Annotated in this window: 17 protein-coding genes and 1 pseudogene; 13 read left to right on the top strand and 5 right to left on the bottom strand. The window is 71.5% G+C overall.

Annotation, left to right across the window (positions count from 1 at the left end; genetic code table 11):
* Positions 1 to 8 precede the first annotated feature (8 nt).
* The 12 genes from OHU89_RS06950 to OHU89_RS06895 all read left to right on the top strand — a co-directional run bounded on the left by OHU89_RS06950 (position 9) and on the right by OHU89_RS06895 (position 11,848).
* Positions 9 to 977 (top strand): SMP-30/gluconolactonase/LRE family protein, encoded by a 969-nt coding sequence (locus OHU89_RS06950; RefSeq protein ID WP_405640904.1) that lies wholly within the window; start codon positions 9 to 11, stop codon positions 975 to 977.
* A gap of 59 nt (positions 978 to 1,036) precedes the next feature.
* Positions 1,037 to 1,492 (top strand): fluoride efflux transporter CrcB, encoded by a 456-nt coding sequence (gene crcB, locus OHU89_RS06945; RefSeq protein WP_405640903.1) that lies wholly within the window; start codon positions 1,037 to 1,039, stop codon positions 1,490 to 1,492.
* Positions 1,489 to 1,869, top strand: coding sequence for a DUF190 domain-containing protein (locus OHU89_RS06940; RefSeq protein ID WP_405640901.1), 381 nt, complete (start codon positions 1,489 to 1,491; stop codon positions 1,867 to 1,869). Before crcB (OHU89_RS06945) ends, OHU89_RS06940 begins: the two co-directional genes overlap by 4 nt.
* Positions 1,866 to 2,228, top strand: a complete 363-nt coding sequence (gene crcB / locus OHU89_RS06935) for a fluoride efflux transporter CrcB (protein WP_405640899.1) — start codon at positions 1,866 to 1,868, stop codon at positions 2,226 to 2,228. The genes OHU89_RS06940 and crcB (OHU89_RS06935) overlap by 4 nt, the downstream gene beginning before the upstream one ends.
* A 73-nt stretch (positions 2,229 to 2,301) precedes the next feature.
* Positions 2,302 to 3,138: an undecaprenyl-diphosphate phosphatase gene (locus OHU89_RS06930; RefSeq protein ID WP_405640897.1), complete on the top strand. Its 837-nt coding sequence runs from the start codon at positions 2,302 to 2,304 to the stop codon at positions 3,136 to 3,138.
* A 158-nt stretch (positions 3,139 to 3,296) separates the two neighbouring features.
* Positions 3,297 to 3,980 carry a FadR/GntR family transcriptional regulator gene (locus OHU89_RS06925; RefSeq protein WP_046262048.1) on the top strand — a complete coding sequence of 228 codons (684 nt, stop codon included), beginning with the start codon at positions 3,297 to 3,299 and terminating at the stop codon, positions 3,978 to 3,980.
* Positions 3,977 to 5,431 carry an amino acid permease gene (locus OHU89_RS06920; protein WP_405640895.1) on the top strand — a complete coding sequence of 485 codons (1,455 nt, stop codon included), beginning with the start codon at positions 3,977 to 3,979 and terminating at the stop codon, positions 5,429 to 5,431. Before OHU89_RS06925 ends, OHU89_RS06920 begins: the two co-directional genes overlap by 4 nt.
* A gap of 32 nt (positions 5,432 to 5,463) precedes the next feature.
* Positions 5,464 to 6,480, top strand: a complete 1,017-nt coding sequence (locus tag OHU89_RS06915) for an asparaginase (RefSeq protein WP_405640894.1) — start codon at positions 5,464 to 5,466, stop codon at positions 6,478 to 6,480.
* A gap of 118 nt (positions 6,481 to 6,598) precedes the next feature.
* Entirely contained in the window at positions 6,599 to 8,011 is a 1,413-nt protein-coding gene (gene aspA, locus OHU89_RS06910) for an aspartate ammonia-lyase (protein WP_405640892.1), read from the top strand.
* A 46-nt stretch (positions 8,012 to 8,057) separates the two neighbouring features.
* Entirely contained in the window at positions 8,058 to 8,990 is a 933-nt protein-coding gene (locus OHU89_RS06905; RefSeq protein ID WP_405640890.1) for a glutaminase, read from the top strand.
* A 90-nt stretch (positions 8,991 to 9,080) separates the two neighbouring features.
* Positions 9,081 to 10,475 carry a polyprenol phosphomannose-dependent alpha 1,6 mannosyltransferase MptB gene (gene mptB, locus OHU89_RS06900; RefSeq protein ID WP_405640888.1) on the top strand — a complete coding sequence of 465 codons (1,395 nt, stop codon included), beginning with the start codon at positions 9,081 to 9,083 and terminating at the stop codon, positions 10,473 to 10,475.
* Positions 10,472 to 11,848 (top strand): glycosyltransferase 87 family protein, encoded by a 1,377-nt coding sequence (locus OHU89_RS06895; RefSeq protein ID WP_405654353.1) that lies wholly within the window; start codon positions 10,472 to 10,474, stop codon positions 11,846 to 11,848. Before mptB ends, OHU89_RS06895 begins: the two co-directional genes overlap by 4 nt.
* A gap of 59 nt (positions 11,849 to 11,907) precedes the next feature.
* Here OHU89_RS06895 and OHU89_RS06890 read toward each other — a convergent pair.
* From OHU89_RS06890 to OHU89_RS06875, 4 genes and pseudogenes are all read right to left on the bottom strand, one after another.
* Positions 11,908 to 12,744: pseudogene (locus OHU89_RS06890) on the bottom strand (D-alanyl-D-alanine carboxypeptidase family protein); the annotation flags it as partial.
* An 83-nt stretch (positions 12,745 to 12,827) separates the two neighbouring features.
* Positions 12,828 to 13,967 carry a transcription termination factor Rho gene (gene rho, locus OHU89_RS06885; protein ID WP_405640886.1) on the bottom strand — a complete coding sequence of 380 codons (1,140 nt, stop codon included), beginning with the start codon at positions 13,965 to 13,967 and terminating at the stop codon, positions 12,828 to 12,830.
* 242 nt (positions 13,968 to 14,209) lie between these two features.
* Positions 14,210 to 15,037 carry a class I SAM-dependent methyltransferase gene (locus OHU89_RS06880; RefSeq protein ID WP_405640884.1) on the bottom strand — a complete coding sequence of 276 codons (828 nt, stop codon included), beginning with the start codon at positions 15,035 to 15,037 and terminating at the stop codon, positions 14,210 to 14,212.
* Between the two features lie 176 nt (positions 15,038 to 15,213).
* Positions 15,214 to 15,615 carry a nuclear transport factor 2 family protein gene (locus OHU89_RS06875; protein WP_405640882.1) on the bottom strand — a complete coding sequence of 134 codons (402 nt, stop codon included), beginning with the start codon at positions 15,613 to 15,615 and terminating at the stop codon, positions 15,214 to 15,216.
* Positions 15,616 to 15,712: 97 nt separating this feature from the next.
* On the opposite strand from OHU89_RS06875, the gene OHU89_RS06870 reads away from it, so the two are divergent.
* Positions 15,713 to 16,438 carry a class I SAM-dependent methyltransferase gene (locus tag OHU89_RS06870; RefSeq protein ID WP_405640881.1) on the top strand — a complete coding sequence of 242 codons (726 nt, stop codon included), beginning with the start codon at positions 15,713 to 15,715 and terminating at the stop codon, positions 16,436 to 16,438.
* Between the two features lie 88 nt (positions 16,439 to 16,526).
* Here OHU89_RS06870 and OHU89_RS06865 read toward each other — a convergent pair whose 3' ends face one another.
* Entirely contained in the window at positions 16,527 to 18,602 is a 2,076-nt protein-coding gene (locus OHU89_RS06865) for an ATP-binding protein (protein WP_405640879.1), read from the bottom strand.
* Between the last annotated feature and the right edge of the window lie 41 nt (positions 18,603 to 18,643).

Raw genomic sequence — 18,643 nt, 5'->3', positions numbered from 1 at the left:
AAGGGCGGATGTCCGTGGAGCGTGCACAGGTGCTGGTCCCGCGCAGGTACGTCGCGATCGGCGGCCGCGGCCCCGAGGACGTCGTCGCCGACAGCCGGGGCCGTGTGCTGACCGGCGTGGAGGACGGCCGTATCCTCCGCCTCGACGGTCTCGCCGACCCGGCCACGACCCGCGTCGAGGTGCTCGCCGAGACCGGCGGCCGGCCCCTCGGCCTCGAACTCCTCGCCGACGACACCCTGTTGGTGTGCGACGCCGAACTCGGGCTGCTGCGCGTCGACCTGAACACGGGTGTCGTGCGCATCCTCGCCGACTCGGTGGCGGGGGAGCGGCTGAGGTTCTGCAGCAACACCGTCGCCCTCTCCGACGGCACCGTGTACTTCACGGTCTCCAGCCGCCGCTACCCCCTCGACCAGTGGATCGGCGACCTCGTCGAACACACCGGCACGGGCCGGCTCCTGCGCCTCGCACCCGGCAGCGAGACACCCGAAGTCGTCCTGGACGGGCTCCAGTTCGCCAACGGTCTCGCCCCGAGCGGCGACGAATCGTTCCTCGTGGTCGCCGAGACCGGCGCGTACCGCCTGACCCGCCACTGGCTCACCGGCCCGGACGAGGGCCGCTCCGAACCCTTCGTCGAGCACCTCCCCGGCATGCCCGACAACATCTGGCGCGCCCGGCCCGACGGACCGATCTGGGTGTCCCTGGCCGGACCCCGCGTCCCCCCGCTGGACCTTCTGCACCGCGCCGGCCCGGCCGCCCGCCGTACCGCCGCCCGGCTGGCCGTGCACGCCCCCTTCCGCCCCACGGGCACGATCGGCGTCCTCGCGGTCGACGACCACGGCGAGATCGTCCACCACCTCACCCGCCGCCACTCCGGTTTCCGCATGGTCACCAGCGTCTGCGAGGCGGCCGGCCACCTGGTCCTGGGCAGCCTCCGGGAGCGGGGCGTGGCCCTGTGCGAGCCGCCCGCGCCCAAGTGAGCCCGGCGTTACCCTGTTGACGGCCGTGATCAGGCCGTCCAGGCAGGAGACGTACGACCATGACAGCCCCGGAGACCGAGACTCTCCGCGTCCCCACCCCCCGGCAGCCGGTCCTGCGCGGCCAGGGACCCGTGGTCGCCGTGGTCGCGCTCGGCGGTGCCCTCGGTGCCACGGCCCGGTACGCACTCTCCCTCTGGTGGCCCCCGCAGCCCGGCGGATTCCCCTGGGCGACCTTCTGGACCAACGTCGTCGGCTGTGCCGTGATCGGTGTGTTCATGGTGGTCATCACCGAGATGTGGGCCGCGCACCGCCTGGTCCGCCCCTTCTTCGGCACCGGCGTCCTCGGCGGCTTCACCACCTTCTCCACGTACGCCGTCGACGTGCAGAAACTCCTCGACTCGGGCCACCCCGGCACCGGCCTGGCCTACCTCGCCGCGACCCTGATCGCGGCCCTCACGGCGGTGTGGCTCGCCGCGACGGCGACCCGCCGCGTCCTGAAGCGGAGGCGACCATGACGAGGCTGACCGGCAACGCCCTGCGGGTGACCGTGTTCATCGGCGAACACGACACCTGGCACCACAAGCCCCTCTACAGCGAGATCGTGCACCGCGCCCACGCGGCGGGTCTCGCGGGCGCCAGCGTCTTCCGGGGCATCGAGGGCTTCGGCGCCTCCTCCCGGATCCACACCTCACGGCTGCTGTCCCTGAGCGAGGACCTGCCGGTCGCGATCGTCATCGTCGACACCGAGGAGCGCGTACGGGCCTTCCTGCCACAGCTCGACGAACTCGTCACCGAAGGCCTGGTCGTCCTCGACGACTGCGAGGTCATCAGGTACGTCGGACGGGGTGAGGAATCCGGCGAATCGGACGCGAACGGTAAGAGGTCGTTGTGAACTGGCTGCTGGTCGTCGCGGGCGCCACGGTCGGTGCCCCGCTCCGCTATCTCACCGACCGTGCGATCCAGTCCCGCCACGACTCGGTCTTCCCGTGGGGCACCTTCGCCGTCAACGTCACGGGCTGCCTGATCCTCGGCCTGCTGACCGGCGCCGCCGGGTCCCACCACCTCCAGCTCCTGCTCGGCACCGGTCTGTGCGGCGCCCTGACCACGTACTCGACCTTCTCGTACGAGACCCTGCGGCTGACCGAGACGGGCGCGGGACTGTACGCCCTCGCCAACGTGGGCGGGAGCCTGGTCGCCGGTCTGGGAGCGGCGTTCGCGGGTGTGGAACTGGCGGGCGCCGTCTGGGCGTAGGGCTTGGGGACATATCCGCGTGTAGTAAGACTGTCCCCGCCGAACCCCCTCCCCGCCGGAAGAACTGGAACCCATGAGCGTCATCAGCGTCGGTCAGGCCGTCGTCCTCGGAGCCGTCGAGGGGGTGACCGAGTTCCTGCCCGTCTCCTCCACCGGCCATCTGAAGATCGCCGAGGGGCTCATGAACATCCCCGTCGACGACGACGCCGTCGTCGGTTTCTCGGCCGTCATCCAGGTCGGCGCGATCGCCGCCGTGCTCGTGTACTTCTTCAAGGACATCGTGCGGATCGTCACCGCGTGGGGCCGTGGGCTGCGGAACAAGGAGGAGCGCTACCACCACGACTACAAGTTCGCCTGGTGGGTCATCTACGCCACCATCCCGATCGTCGTCGTGGGCCTCGCCGCCAAGCCGCTCATCCAGGGCCCGCTCGCCTCGCTGTGGGTGGTCGCGGGCTCCCTGATCGTGGGCAGTGGCGTGATGTGGGCGGCGGACCAGATGGGCCGGCACAAGCGCGGGGAGGACGACACCTCGTTCAAGGACGCGATGCTCGTCGGAAGCTCCCAGATCCTCGCCCTGCTCTTCCCCGGCTTCTCCCGCTCGGGCGCCACCATGTCGACCGCGCTCATGCTGGACCTGGACCGCGTCGCCGCCACCCGCCTGTCGTTCTTCCTGGGCATCCCCGCCCTGACCGGCGCCGGAATCTACGAGCTCAAGGACGCGCTCGGCACCGGCGCGGGGGCGGCCCCGCTGGCCGTCGGCACGGCCGTCTCCTTCGTCGTCGCCTACGCCTCCATCGCCTGGCTGCTGAAGTTCGTGGCCAAACACTCCTTCAACGCCTTCGTCATCTACCGGATCGTCGTGGGCGTGCTGCTGTTCGGCCTGCTGGCGACGGGTGCACTGAGCAGCTGACCGGACGCCGGGGGGTGTGAGACGGCTTTCATGTCCCACACCCCATGAAATTCTCCATTCGCACGCCTTGACAGCACCCTCCCGGGGCCCGGAGTATCACTCCCGTGAACCTGTCAGACAGCCGGACAGCCGGACAGCCACCGCGACGCGTCAGTGCCATGGAAGCGGTGCTGGGGTATCTGCGTGGCGCCATCGAGCGCGGGGAGTACGCCATCGGCGACAAGCTCCCCTCCGAGGCCGAGCTCTGCCGCACCCTGGAGGTCAGCCGGCCCGTCCTGCGCGAGGCCCTCAGGGCCCTGCAGACCATGGGCCTGACCGTCTCCAAGACCGGCAAGGGCACCTTCGTCGTCGCCAACGCGGTGGAAGATCCCACCTTCGGCGACTACGCGGCCAGCGACCTGCTGGAAGTGCGCCGCCACGTCGAGATCCCCGTCGCCGGGTACGCGGCCGTGCGCCGCACCCCGGAGAACCTCGACCACCTGGCCCATCTCCTGGACCGCATGGAGCGGGAGACGGACACCACGGCGTGGGTCGCGATGGACACCCTCTTCCATCTCGCCGTGGCCGAGGCCGCCCAGAACCCGGTCTTCCGCCGGGTCATCGAGGAGATCCGTGACGCACTGGCGCGTCAGTCGGCCTTCCTCAACGAGCTGGGCGGCCGCCGGGAGCAGTCCAACCGGGAGCACCGGGCGATCGTCGAGGCGCTGATCGACGGTTCCGAGCTCGACGCGGTGGAGGCCATGTCCCACCACCTCGACCGCGTCGAGACCACCCTCACCGACATCGTGCGTTCCCCTGGCAAGGGCACGGACACCCCCACGGAAGGCAACCCCCAGGCGTGAGCGAGCAAAGCCTGCACGACGGTGTGCAGAAACGTTCCGGCCATGTCGACGCCGGAGACGAGGGCTACAGCAAGTCGCTGAAGTCCCGGCACGTCAACATGATCGCCATCGGCGGCGCCATCGGCACCGGCCTCTTCCTCGGAGCCGGCGGCCGCCTCGCCGACGCCGGGCCTTCGTTGTTCATCGCCTACGCGGTCTGCGGAATCTTCGCCTTCCTCGTGGTCCGAGCCCTCGGCGAACTCGTCCTGTACCGCCCGTCCTCCGGCGCCTTCGTGTCCTACGCCCGGGAATTCCTGGGCGAGAAGGGCGCCTACATCGCGGGCTGGATGTACTTCCTGAACTGGGCCACCACCGGCATCGCCGACATCACCGCCGTGGCCGTCTACACCCACTACTGGGGCATGTTCTCCGACATACCGCAGTGGGTGATCGCGCTCATCGCGCTCGCCGTCGTCCTCACCGTGAACCTCATCTCGGTGAAGATGTTCGGCGAGCTGGAGTTCTGGTTCGCCATCATCAAGGTGGGCGCGCTCGTGGCGTTCATGCTGATCGGCATCTTCCTGCTGGTCACCCAGCACGAGGTCGGCGACACCACCCCCGGCCCGGCCCTGATCACCGACAACGGCGGCGTCTTCCCCAACGGCCTGCTGCCCATGCTGCTGATCCTCCAGGGCGTCGTCTTCGCCTACGCCTCCGTCGAACTGGTGGGCGTCGCGGCCGGTGAGACCGAGAACCCCGAGAAGATCATGCCGAAGGCGATCAACTCGATCATGTGGCGCGTCGGCCTCTTCTACGTCGGCTCGGTCGTCCTGCTCTCGATGCTGCTGCCGTGGAACAAGTACACGGGCGGCCAGAGCCCCTTCGTCACCGTGCTCTCCAACATCGGCGTCCCGGCGGCCGGCGGAGTGATGAACCTCGTCGTCCTCACCGCGGCCATGTCCTCGCTCAACTCCGGCCTCTACTCCACCGGCCGCATCCTGCGCTCCATGGCGAAGTCCGGCTCCGCGCCCAAGTTCACCGGCGTCATGAGCCGCAGTCAGGTCCCCTACGGCGGCATCCTGCTCACCAGCGGCATCTGCGTTCTCGGTGTCGGCCTCAACTTCGTGGTGCCCGCCGACGCGTTCGAGATCGTGCTCAACTTCGCCGCGATCGGGATCCTGTCCACCTGGGGCATGATCATGCTCTGTCACCTGCTGTTCTGGCAGAAGACCGAGAAGGGCGAACTGACCCGCCCGGACTACCGACTGCCGGGATCCCCCTGGACCGAACTCGTGACGATGGTGTTCCTCGCCTCCGTCCTGGTCCTCATGTACGCCGACGGCGGCGTCGGACGCACCACCGTGCTGTGCCTGCCGCTGATCGCCGGCGCACTGGTCGCCGGGTGGTACGCCGTCCGCGGCCGGGTCGCCCGCACCTCCACCGAGACCGAATCCACCGCTGCCGACGCGTGACCCGCGTGGCGCACCCTTAGAAGCAGGAAGTGATGTACAGCAGTCTCGTCGCGGACCCACCCCTGATCCGCGAGCCCCTCCACGCCCCCGTCGCCCACCTCATACGCGGCGGGGTCGTGGAGGGCATCCACTACGGTTCCGTCGTCGTCCTCGGCGCGGACGGGCAGGTCCGGTTCCAGCTCGGCGACATCGAGGCGGCGTTCTATCCGCGCTCGGCGCTGAAGCCGGTGCAGGCCGTCGCCATGGTCCGGGCCGGGCTCCCGCTCGACGGTGAGGTGCTGTCACTGACCGCGGCGAGCCACTCCGGCGAGGAACGTCACCTCGCCGGTGCCCGGCGGATCCTGGAGCTGGCGGGCGTGGGCGAGGACGCCCTGCGCAACGTCCCGGACATGCCGTACGACCCGGTCGTACGGGATGGATGGGTGCGGGAGTCCCGACCGCCGTCGCGGCTCGCCCAGAACTGCTCCGGAAAGCATGCGGCGATGCTCTACACGTGCGTGCTGAACGACTGGCCGCTCGAGGGTTATCTGGACCCTGGCCACCCGCTTCAGCAGGCGATCGCCGAGATCGTGGAGGACCTCACGGGACAGCGGATCGCCCAGGTGACGGTGGACGGTTGCGGGGCGCCCTTGTTCTCCGTGTCCCTGCACGGGCTTGCCCGGGCTGCCGCGCGGATCACCTCCGCGGCGCCGGGTACGCCCGAGGCCCGGGTCGCCGACGCGATGCGGACGCATGCCGAGATGGCGTCCGGGGCGGGGCGGGATGTGGCGGCGCTGATGCGGGCCGTGCCGGGGCTGTTGGCCAAGGACGGGTTCGAGGGCGTTCAGGTTGCTGCCCTTCCGGACGGGCGTTCTGTTGCCGTGAAGATCGCTGACGGGGCGAACCGGGCGCGGGTGCCGGTCGCTGCGGCGGCGTTGGCGTGGGCCGGGGTCGATCCGTCTGTGCTGGCCGAGTTCCAAGGGGAGGCGCTTCTTGGGGGTGGCCGGGAGGTCGGGCGTGTGCGGCCCGTTCGGTCGCTGGAGCCGGTAGCTGTTTCGGCCTGCGCCTAGGGATCTGCCTCGATTTCTTGTTGTGCGGCTGCGGGCCGGGTGTGGCTGGTCGCGCAGTTCCCCGCGCCCCTGAAGGGGCGCGTCACCCTCAACCTCTCCGAAAGAGGATCCGTTTCTCATGATCGCCGTCGTCACTCGCCGCGAGCACGATCTGCTCGGTGACCGTGATGTTCCCGCCGACGCCTACTGGGGTGTGCACACCCTGCGTGCCACCGAGAACTTTCCCATTACCGGCATGCCGATCTCCGCCTACCCCCACCTCATCGACGCCCTCGCCGCCGTCAAGGAGGCCGCCGCGCTCGCCAATGAGGAGCTCGGGCTGCTGGAGCCGCGGAAGGCCGCCGCGATCGTCGAGGCCTGCCGGGAGATTCGTGAGGGGAAGCTGCACGACCAGTTCGTGGTGGACGTCGTGCAGGGCGGCGCCGGTACCTCGACCAACATGAACGCCAACGAGGTCGTCGCGAACCGGGCGTTGGAGCTGCTGGGGTTCGAGAAGGGGCAGTACCGGCATCTGCACCCGAACGAGGACGTCAACCTCGGTCAGTCCACCAACGACGTCTACCCGACCGCGGTGAAGGTCGCGACGGTCTTCGCGGTGCGGGGACTGGTCAAGGCGATGGCTGTACTGCAGGACTCCTTCGCCCGTAAGGCGGTCGAGTTCCGTGATGTGCTCAAGATGGGCCGTACACAGTTGCAGGACGCGGTGCCGATGACTCTCGGTCAGGAGTTCTCCACGTTCGCCGTCATGATCGACGAGGACCGCAACCGTCTTGACGAGGCCGTCCAGTTGATCCATGAGATCAACCTGGGCGCCACGGCGATCGGCACCGGGCTCAACGCTCCCGCCGGGTACGCCGAGTCGGCCCGCCGCCATCTCGCCGAGATCACCGGGCTGCCGCTGGTCACCGCCGTCAACCTGGTCGAGGCGACCCAGGACTGCGGGGCGTTCGTCCAGATGTCCGGCGTGCTCAAGCGGGTCGCGGTCAAGCTGTCCAAGAGCTGCAACGATCTGCGGCTGTTGTCGTCCGGCCCCCGTGCGGGGCTCGGTGAGATCAACCTGCCGCCGGTACAGGCCGGTTCGTCGATCATGCCGGGCAAGGTGAACCCGGTGATCCCCGAGGTGGTCAACCAGGTCGCCTTCGAGGTGATCGGCAACGACGTGACGATCACGATGGCCGCGGAGGCGGGGCAGCTCCAGCTCAACGCGTTCGAGCCGATCATCCTGCACTCCCTGTCGGAGTCCATCACACACCTGCGCGCCGCCTGCCTCACGCTCGCCGAGCGGTGCGTGGACGGCATCACCGCCAACACCGAGGTGCTGCGCGCGAGCGTGGAGAACTCTATCGGCCTGGTGACCGCGCTCAACCCGCACATCGGGTACACGGCCGCCACCGACATCGCCAAGGAGGCCCTCGTCACCGGCCGAGGGGTGGCCGAACTAGTCCTGGAGAAGGGGCTGTTGCCCGCCGAGACCCTCGCCGACCTGCTGCGGCCCGAGGTCGTCGCGGGCACCGGCCAGGCCCTGGCCTGACCCGTCCCGACCTGCTGATGCGCGCCCCGACCGGCCCGGAGGCACAATGGTGATCATGACTTCGTCCTTGACCTTCGAGCCGGTCCTGGCACGCATCGCCGAGGAGATCGAACGCACCCCGGGGCGCGGCCGGCCCGCCGACTACATCCCGGCGCTCGCCGCCTGCGACCCGCGCCGTTTCGGCATGGCCGTCGCGGAACTGGACGGCACGGTGTACGGCGTCGGTGACTGGCGGCAGCCGTTCTCCACCCAGTCCATCACCAAGGTCTTCACCCTCGCCCTCTCCCTGGCCCGCGAGGGCGACGCACTCTGGGAGCACGTGGGCCGCGAACCCTCCGGCAACCCCTTCAACTCCCTGGTCCAGCTGGAGTACGAGAACGGCATCCCGCGCAACCCGTTCATCAACGCGGGCGCGCTCGTCGTCACCGACCGCCTCCAGACCCGTACCGGAGACGCCGCCGGAGAACTCCTGTCGTTCCTCCGCGCCGAGAGCGGCAACCCGGGCCTGGACTTCGACGAGGGGGTCGCCGCCTCCGAGTCCGCCCACGGCGACCGCAACGCCGCCCTCGCCCACTTCATGGCGGCGTACGGCAACATCGACAACTCCGTCCCGGTCCTGCTCGACCAGTACTTCCGCCAGTGCTCCCTCCCGGCGTCCTGCGCCGACCTGGCTCTCGCCACCTCCTTCCTGGCCCGCCACGGCATCCGCGCCGACGGCACCCGCCTGCTCACCCGCAGCCAGGCCAAGCAGGTCAACGCGGTGATGCTGACCTGCGGTACGTACGACGCGGCGGGGGAATTCGCCTACCGGGTCGGTCTGCCGGGCAAGAGCGGGGTCGGCGGCGGGATCATCGCGGTGGTGCCGGGCCGCTGCACGCTGTGCGTGTGGAGCCCGGGGCTGGACGAGCGGGGCAACTCGGTGGCGGGAGTGGCGGCGCTGGACAGGTTCACGACGCTCACGGGGCTGTCGGTGTTCTGAACACACGGCGGTCACACGGCCGCCGTCGTGCCGAGGGCGCCACGTCAGTTTCCGGCCACCCGGCGTTGACACGCTTCGCGAGTGTTGGCCATGGCTTTCCCCGTCGATCTCCGCCGCTGTCAGGTTCTGGGCCTGGCCGGAACCGCGTGCCTCGCCCTGGGCGGTGACACGGCCGGCGCCCTGCCCGTACGGGAGCTCCTGGCCCCCGCCAACGTACGGGTCGCCCTCGGCCTGGTCGGCGTCTACTTCGGCGTCGTCCTGCTGATAGCCGCCTGGCTGCTGCTGGGACGCCTCGTCCGCGGCTCCGCACCACCCAGCCCGCGCGCCCTGCTGCTCGTCCTGGCGATCTGGGCGGCCCCGTTGCTGCTGGCCCCGCCCCTCTTCAGCCGTGACGTCTACAGCTACCTCGCCCAAGGCGCCATGGTCGACGCCCACATGGACGTGTACACCCACGGTCCCGCCCAGCTCGGCGGCCCGCTCGCCGCCGAGGTCGCCCCGATCTGGCAGCACACCGCGGCGCCGTACGGGCCGGTGTTCCTCGCCGTCGCCTCCGCGCTGGCCGGACTGACCCGGGGCGAACTTCCCGCCGGTCTGTTCGGGATGCGGCTCGTGGCGCTGTGCGGGGTGGCCCTGATGGCGGCCGCGCTGCCCCGCCTGGCCCGGCACAGCGGCGCCGACCCGGCCGCCGCGCTCTGGCTCGGCGCCCTCAACCCGCTCGTGCTGCTGCACCTGGTGGCGGGAGCCCACAACGACGCCGTCATGCTGGGCCTGCTCGGCGCCGGTCTGGTCGCGGCGCTCGGCCGGTGGCCGGTGCTCGGTGCCGTCCTCGTCACCCTCGCGGCCCTGGTCAAGGCACCCGCCGCGCTCGGCCTCGCCGCGGTCGTCGTCCTCCAGGTCCGCGCGGGCCGCGGCCCGGTGACGGCGGTCGCGACGACAGGGGCCGCTGCCGCCGCCACGACCGTCGCGGCGACCGCCGTGGCAGGCACCGGATACGGCTGGATCGGGGCCCTGAACACGCCCGTGTCACCGCAGAACTGGGCCCTCACCAGCCTCCTGGGCCGCGCCACCCGTGCCCTCCTGGAACACCTCGGCAGCGACCTCGCACCCCTGGCGATACCGGCCTGGCACGCCCTCGGCATCGCGGCCGCGGGGCTGACCATCCTGGTCATATGGCTGCGGCTGCGCCCGCGTCCCGTGTACGCGCTCGGTCTGAGCCTGGTCACGGTCGCCGCCCTCGGTCCGGCGATCCGCCCCTGGTACGCCCTGTGGGGACTGTTCCTCATCGCGGCGGCGGCCCCCAGCACCTCGGTACGGCACCGGACGGCCGCCGTGACCGGTGTGCTCGCGCTGGCCACCCTGCCCAGCGGCGGGCCGGCGGACACCGGGCAGCTGGTCCTGGCCGTGTGCGGCGGCGCGCTCGCCGTGGTCGTCCTGTGGCAGGCCCACCAGACGGCCCAGGCACCGGCGTCGGGCCGCACCGCATGAAGGCGCCCCGCACCGACCGCGGCCGACTCCTGCTGGTCCTCGCCCTCGCCGCCGCCGTCACCGCCTTCACGGCGACCGTGCCGCTGCTGCGCGACTGGTTCGACCTGCGCGTCTACTACGGGACCGTCGACAGCTGGGTCCACCACGGCGGACGGATCTACGACTACCGGGTGCCCGGCACGACGTACGGCTTCACCTACCCGCCCTTCGCGGCCGTCGCCATGCGGCCGATGGCCCTGTTCCCGCTGCGCGTCGTGATCGTCGTCGCGCTGCTGCTCAACCTGGCGGCCCTCGCGGTGATCGTGCGACTCCTGGCCGGACGGTCCTGGCGACGCCACGGCTGGTTCGGCTGCGCTCTGGGGGCCTGTCTGCTCGCCCTGTTCGAGCCACTGCGGGACACGTTCAGCTTCGGGCAGGTCAACCTCCTGCTGATGGCCCTGGTGCTGACGGACGGATGGCTGCTCGCCACGGGGCGGGGGCGCCGGGCCGGCGTGGGAATCGGTCTGGCGGCGGCGGTCAAACTCACGCCCGCGCTCTTCATCGCGCTGTTGCTGCTCGCCGGGCGGCGGCGGGCCGCGGCCGTGGCGGCGTCGGTGGCGGTGGGCGCGACCGCGCTGGCCGCCTTGGTGGCCCCCGACGCCTCGCGCTTCTACTGGACGCAGGCGATGTGGGACACGACGAGGGTGGGCCGCCTGGACTACGTCTCGAACCAGTCGCTGCAAGGGATCCTGGCCAGGCTGGGCGAACCGGACCGCGTGTGGTGGGCGGCCGCGGTGCTGCTGGTGCTGGCCGTCTGGGCCGTGCGGGCCCGCCGGGCGACGGCCGCGGGGGACTGGCCCGCCGCGATCGCCCTCACCGGGCTGACCGCCTGCCTCATCAGCCCGATCACCTGGGTGCACCACCTGGTGTGGCTGCTGCCGGCGTTCGCCGTACTGGTGCGCGCAGGGCACCCGCGCGTGGCGGGTGCCCTGTACGCGGTGCTGTGCTCCAGCGTGGTGTGGCTGTGGTTCGACGACGCGTCCGGCGTCGACGGATTCCTCGGCGGCAACACGTACACCTGGATCACTCTCGGTCTGCTGCTGTGGCTGCCGGCCGGTCAACCCCGGGGCGGCCGCCCGGCCTTGGCCCGCAGGACGAAGGCGACGACGCCCGCACCGAGCCCGGCGGCGCCCGCGATCGCCCCCGTCCGCGGCCAGCCGGACCCGTCGTCCGGGACGGGCGCGGCGGCCACGGGCGCCGAGTCGGGCCCCGTCCGCGGCCTGACCCGCAACGCGTCCAGCGAACCCACCGGATCCACCCGCCCCGCCGCGTCGAAACCCCAGTCGAGCAGCTCGCGCGCCTCCTCGTACACGGCGAAGTCGCCGCCCGCCTGAGGGTTCATCACGGTGACGACGAGCCTGCGACCACCCCGCTCGGCGGCGGCGACGAGCGTGTTGCCCGCGTTGCTGGTGTAGCCGTTCTTGACCCCGACCAGCCCGTCGTAGGGCTCCACCCCGTCGGCGCCGGTGAGCAGCCGGTTGGTGTTCTGGATGTCGTACGACCAGCCGCCGCCACCGGGGAACTTCGCCTCGACCGTGCCGCAGTACCGGGCGAAGTCCGGGTTGTGCAGCCCCGCTCGCCCGAACACGGCGAGGTCGTACGCGGACGAGACCTGGCCGGGTGTGTCGTAGCCGTCGGGCGAGCGGACGTGGGTGTCGAGGGCGCCGAGCGCTCGGGCCTTGGCCTGCATCCGGGTGGCCGTGAAGCGCCAGCCGCCGCTGAGCCGGGCCAGCACGTGCACGGCGTCGTTCCCGGAGTTGAGGAACACCCCGCGCCACAGATCGGCGACCCGGTACGTCTGCCCTTCCCGCACTCCGACGAGGCTGCTGCCGGCCCCGACGTCCGCCAGCTCCTCGTCCCCGACCTTGTGCCGGATGCCACCGGGCAGGGTGGGCAGCACGGCCAGCGCGAACAGCGTTTTCAGCGTGCTGGCGGGCGGCAGCTTGCGATGCGCGTCGTGCGCGGCGAGCACCTCCCCGCTCTCCGCGTCGGCCACGACCCACGACAGCGCGGAGACGTCCGGCACCCGGGGCGCGTCCCGGTGCGGGCGGACCTGTGTGCCGGTGCGATACAGCAGTGCGGGCCGCGCGGCCACGGCCCGCGGGCCGCCGGGCGCATCGGGGTCGGAGCCCGTGCGAGCGACCGCCGAGACGGGGGCGAACGCCAGCAGGCCCGCCGTGCACAGGGCACAGGCCGACACGGCAACCCGGGAGGTAGATCCGATAGTCATACCGCAAACCTAGGAATGGACCCGCCCTGCGCCCCGCTGGCCGGGCCGTGCGGGGCGCGCGAGCACCCGGACGGGGGAGTGCGTCAGCCCGCGGGCAGCGTCGGCAGGACGCGGCGCAGGAATGTCGCGTTGTCCGGGGTCTCGCGCATGCGCTCCAGGAGGGTTTCCAGGCTGGGCTGGCCGTCGCGGGTCTGCAGGGCCCGGCGCAGGCCGCGTACGGCGGTCAACTCGGCCGGGGGCAGGAGGAGTTCCTCGCGGCGGGTGCCGGAGGGGTTGATGGCGACGGCCGGGAAGACGCGGCGGGAGGCGAGTTCGCGGTCGAGGCGGAGCTCCATGTTGCCGGTGCTCTTGAGCTCCTCGAAGAAGTAGTCGTCGGCCCGGGAGCCGGTCTCCACCAGGGCGGTGGCGAGGATGGTGAGCGAGCCGCCCTCCTCGGCCGTCCGGGCGGCGCCGAAGAACCGCTTGGGGCCGATGAGCGCGGTCGCGTCCACGCCGCCGCTGAGGGTGCGGCCTCCGGCGGCGGCCGCGTTGTTGTGGGCCCGGCACAGCCGGGTCAGGGAGTCGAGCAGGATCACGACGTCCTCGCCGTCCTCGACGAGCCGCTTGGCCCGCTCGATCACGAGGTCCGCGAGTGCGATGTGCTGCTTGGGTGTGCGGTCGAACGTGGAGGCGTACACCTCGCCGCGCACGGAGCGCCGCATGTCGGTGACTTCCTCGGGGCGCTCGTCGAGCAGCACGACCATCAGCCGGCACTCGGGGTGGTTGCCGGCGACGGCCGCCGCGATCTGCTGGAGGAGGACCGTCTTGCCGGTCTTGGGCGGGGCGACGATCAGACCGCGCTGACCCTTGCCCACGGGGGTGATGAGGTCGGTGACCCGGCCGGTCAGACCGGACGCCGGGTGTTCGAGGCGGATGCGCTCGCTCGGGTGCAGCGGCGTCAGGTCGCGGAAGTGGCGGCGGCCGCGCAGGTCGTCGGGGGCGTGGCCGTTGACTCGGGCGACCTCGGTGAGGGCGCGCTGGGTGCCGCGTACGCCGTCGACGACGTCGCCCTTGCGCAGACCGTACTTGCGGATCAGCGCGGGGGAGACCTGGAGGTCGGACGGCAGGGGCAGCATGCTCTCGGCGCGCAGATGGCCCTTCCCGTGCGCGTCGATGTCGAGGACGCCGGTGGCGGCGCGGACCGGGAGCTGCTGGACAGGGGGGTGTTCGAGTGTGGTGGTCATGGTGGTCGGTCCTTTCGAGGACACAGGGCATGGGACATGCGCAAGGAAGGGGAGTGCCGCGGACTTCGGGAAGGCGGACGGAAGGCCTTCGGGCGGCGAAGAGAACACCTCAGGTACGGGGAGAACCGTCGACTGCGAGGTGGTGAGAGAGCCGGTACGACGACCGGCGAACTGAAGGTGAATCAGCACCGGCGCCCAGGACCGGGCGTACACAGGTGCTAACAGGACGGTACCACGGTGGTTCAGCGTGTGGCGAGGAGTCCGTAGAGAAGCGGGATCCTGGGCTCGGGCAGACGCCACCAGCCGGACGGGGTGAGGACCATCTGGGGCCAGCGCGGCCAGGGAAGCTCGTCGCTCTCCCGGAGCCGCCGAATGGCCAGTCCTGCCCCGGTCAACGCATTGATGACCTCGTCTATTCCGTGCATCCACTCATAGCTGTCGGTGGCGTCCGCCACGGCCGGCCCGTCGGTGTAGGTGTGGGTCGCGTCACGGTGCACGGCGTCGCCCCCGCCCAGATAGTCGTGCCGGAGCAGCAGCTCGGGCCCCTCGTCCGGGGCGGGCTTCGGTCCCAGCGAGTTGAGCAGCGGATGGAACTCGACGACGTACAACCGCCCGCCCGGCCGCAGCAGTTGAGCGACGACATCCGCCCATCGCTCCAGGTCGGGCAGATAGCACAGGGCGCCCTTCCCGGTGTACACGACGTCGAACTGCCGCCCGCCGAGGGCCTCGACGGCGTTGTACACATTGGCCTGTACGTACGCGACGTCCAGCCCCGCGCTCCCCGCGATGTCCCGCGCGGCGGCCACCGATGCCGCGGAGAAGTCCAGGCCGGTCGCCCGGGCCCCACGCCGGGCGAAGGCGATCGTCTCGGTGCCGAGATGGCACTGGAGGTGGAGCACGTCGCGGCCGCTGAGCTCGCCGAGATCGTCCCACTCGAAGCCGGCGAACCAGCGGGCGGGATCGAGGTCCTGGTCGAGACCGTAGAAGCGGCTCGCGAGGTGGACGGGGGTACGGGCATCCCAGTTCGCCTGGTTGGCCCGCATGAACCGCGCGTGCTCGTCGGTCGTCATGAGGTCATCCAACCGGAAGAGCCCGCACCCTGAGCCGTATACCAGCCATACGAACCGCCATGGCGGTTTGCTGACGCATTTCGTGTCGTCGTCACGCTGACCGTCGACGGGACGCGGACGTCCCGCACGCCCGGCGCGACCTGCACGGGTGCCCTCATCCGCACCGTGGCGTGACGTCAGGAGGCGGAGCTCGCCTCCGCCTCCTTCGCGATCCGCTCGAACTGGGCGCCCATGGCCTCCGCGAGGGCCTGGGCGCCCGACAACGGCCGCACCATGACCGTGAGTTCGTCGATCAGACCGTCCTCATTGAGATGGATGAAGTCGCAGCCCGTCAGCGCGCGATCGCCCACCCGGGCGGCGAACACCAGGGCATGGTCGCGGCCGTCGGCCCCGGTGAGCTCGCGCTCGTACCGGAAGTCCTCGAAGACCCGGGAGACGCCCCGCAGGATCGCCGCCGTGATCGCCTTGCCGGGGTACGGCTTGAAGACGACCGGGCTGGTGAAGATGACGTCCTCCGCCAGCAGCGCCTCGACCGCATCGAAGTCCCACGCCTCGACGGCCTCACGGAAAGCGCGCATACGACCTCACCCCATAGTCAATTAGTTGAGTATTCGTGCCCTACGGTATGCCTCGGCCTGCGGCGTGTCCATGGGGGTGCTCCCCTAAGCTGACGCGATGTTCAGCCCAGAAGGCCCGAGCCTCCGCGAACTCGCCGTCCAGGCCCTGTCCTCCGTGGAGCGTGGCTATGACCTCCTCGCCCCCAAGTTCGACCACACGCCCTTCCGGACCCCGGACTCGGTGCTCGACTCCGTCGCGCGGGCACTGAAGCGGACCGGGCCCTTCGACGCCGGGCTCGACCTGTGCTGCGGCACCGGGGCGGGGGTGGACGTGCTCGCGAGGGTCTGCCGGGAGAGCGTCACCGGCGTGGACTTCAGTGCCGGCATGCTCGACGTCGCCCGCGAGCGGGTGCGGCCCGCCGGGCCCCGGGTCGACTGGGTCCGTGCGGACGCCCGCGCGCTGCCCTTCCGGCCCGCCTTCGATCTCGTCGTCAGCTTCGGGGCCTTCGGGCACTTCCTGCCGGGCGAGCTGCCGGGACTGTTCGGCCAGGTCCGCTCCGTGCTGCGGCCGGGTGGCTGCTTCGCCTTCCCGGTCGTCGCACCGCCCCGGCCCGGATCGCTCGGCTACTGGATGCTGCTGGGCTTCGACATGGTGATGCGCGTGCGCAACGCGGTGTGGCGCCCGCCGTTCGTCATGTACTACCGCGCCTTCCGGCTCGGGGATGTGCGTGGAGAGCTGGGGCGTGCCGGTTTCCGCGTCGAGCTGATGGCGCTGCCCGAGTTCGGCCACCGGGGCGACGGCAGCCCGCGCGTCCGTATGGTCGTGGCGCGACTGCCGCACTGAGGTGCGGAGTTGCTGAGCGGGGCCCCGCTGCTCGTCGGCTCGGCCCTCGTCCGAAGGGGAGGAGGCCGGTATCGGTGGCCTCCTCGGGTTAGAAGTCCTCCCCGGTACCGACTCCACCCAGCGCCAGTCCGATCGCCGCCTCCGGCCCCAGTTCCCCGCCCTCGCGTACCGCTTCGGTGAATCGGGCGTCGCCCAGGGAGGCGCGCAGCCGGCGTTCGTACTCGCGGTGGAAGACGGTGGTGTCGGGTCTGCCCAACTGCGGCAGCCCCGCCGTGCGCCACAGGCTTCTGCTGACGCCCAGCAGGCGTGCCGCCAGCTCGTCCTCGCCCCGGGCGGCCTGCGCCGCGACCAGCAGGTCGGCGACCGCGGCGGCGCCGAGCCGGTCGTGCACCCGCCACTTCGCGGTCAGCGCCTCGCGGGCCGGGCGCAGCGCCTCGTCCGGTCGGCCGAGGCCGATCCCGGCGAGCGAGACGAAGAAGTCACCCCAGGCCCGCATCCACAACTCGCCCCGCGTCTCGCACTCCTGGCGCAGCCGCTCGGCGACCGAGGCACAGCGCTCGAACGCGGCCTGACCGGCCAGGAGATACGCCTGCAGGGCGAGCGTCATCAGCTGGAAGAACTCGGCGCCACCGTCGCCCCCCGGGGCCTGCCGGGTGCTCCCGTACAGCACCGCCGAGCGCGCCGACTCGCCCCGCACGGCCAGGCTAGCCCCGGTCAACGGCAGCGCGGGAACGGGGAGATGGCGCTCCTCGGCCAGCCACACATAGGCGGTGCTCACCGACTCGGCGGCCTCCAGGTCGTCCGGTACGAGGGTGACCAGCCGGTGCGCCCACACGGCGAGGGTGTGCTCGGGTCCGCCGCCCTCGGAGGCGCGGCGGAGCGCCTGCTCCAGACAGCCCCGGCCCTCCTCCGCGAACCCGCAGGCGAACCAGAAGTACCAGAGGCTGCCCGTGAGCTCGAGCGCGGTCTCCGGCTCGGGCGCCGCCAGACACTCCTCGACCGCCAGCCGCAGATTGGCGTGCTCCGCGGTCAGCCGCTCCGCCCACATCCGCTGGCCGGGCCCCAGCCACTCGGCCTCGCCCTGACGGGCGATCCACCGGAAGTAGTCCCGGTGGCGGCGCCGTACCGCCTCCTCCTCGCCGAGCCCGGCCAGCCACTCGGCGCCGAACGAGCGGACGGTGTCGAGCATCCGGTAGCGTCCCGCTACGCCCTCGCCGTCCCGTGTCACGATCGACTTCTCGCTGAGCGAGGCGAGCAGCGCGAGGACGTCCTCGGCGCTCAACGGGCCGCCGTGGCACACGAACTCGGCCGCCTCCACGTCCCAGCCGCCGACGAACACCGACAGCCGGGCCCACAGCAGCCTCTCCAGCGGTGTGCACAGCTCGTGGCTCCAGCCGATGGCCGTGCGCAGCGTCTGATGCCGGGCCGGCCGAGGCCGGGCGGACGAGACGAGCAGGTCGAAACGCGAGCCCAGCCCTTCCAGCAGCCGGTCGAGAGGGAGGCCCCGCAACCGTACGGCGGCGAGTTCCAGGGCCAGCGGGATCCCGTCGAGGCGGGCGCAGACCGCCGCCACACCGGCCCGGTTGGCCTCGGTGAGCGCGAACGACGGCACCGCGGCCGCTGCCCGGGCCGCGAACAGCGCCACCGCGTCGTCCCGTTCGCCCAGCGGCAGCGGCGCGACCGCCAGCAGCTGCTCGCCCGGTACACCCAGCGCCTGACGGCTGGTCGCCAGCACCCGCAACTCCGGTACCTCGGCCAGGAGTTCCTGCACGACGCGCGCACACTCCTCCAGGACGTGCTCGCAGGTGTCCAGGACGAGCAGCAGCGGCGGCCCGGCGAGGTGCTCGCACACGGCCCCGAGGAGCGGCCGCAGGGTCTGCTCGGTCAGCCGGGTCGCCTGCGCCACCGTGTTGGTCAGGAGGTCCGGATTCCTGAGCTCCGAGAGCTCCACCAGCCAGGTCCCGCCACGGAAGGCCGGCTTCGCGACATGCGCGGCGCGCAGCGCGAGCCGGGACTTTCCTACACCTCCCGGCCCCGTCAGCGTCACCAGGCGCGCTGCCCCCAACAGCCCCGCCATTTCGGCGAGTTCGAGCTTGCGGCCGATGAACTCGTTCGCCTCGGCGGGAAGGTTGCCGGTCCTGCCGTCCTGCACAGAGGCCGCCATCGTCCCCCCTCACCGCAACCCGACGGTAGGTCACCCTAGCC

Source organism: Streptomyces sp. NBC_00019, assembly GCF_045041015.1.
Taxonomy (GTDB): Bacteria; Actinomycetota; Actinomycetes; order Streptomycetales; family Streptomycetaceae; genus Streptomyces.
This window is presented reverse-complemented; position numbering and strand designations above follow the sequence as displayed.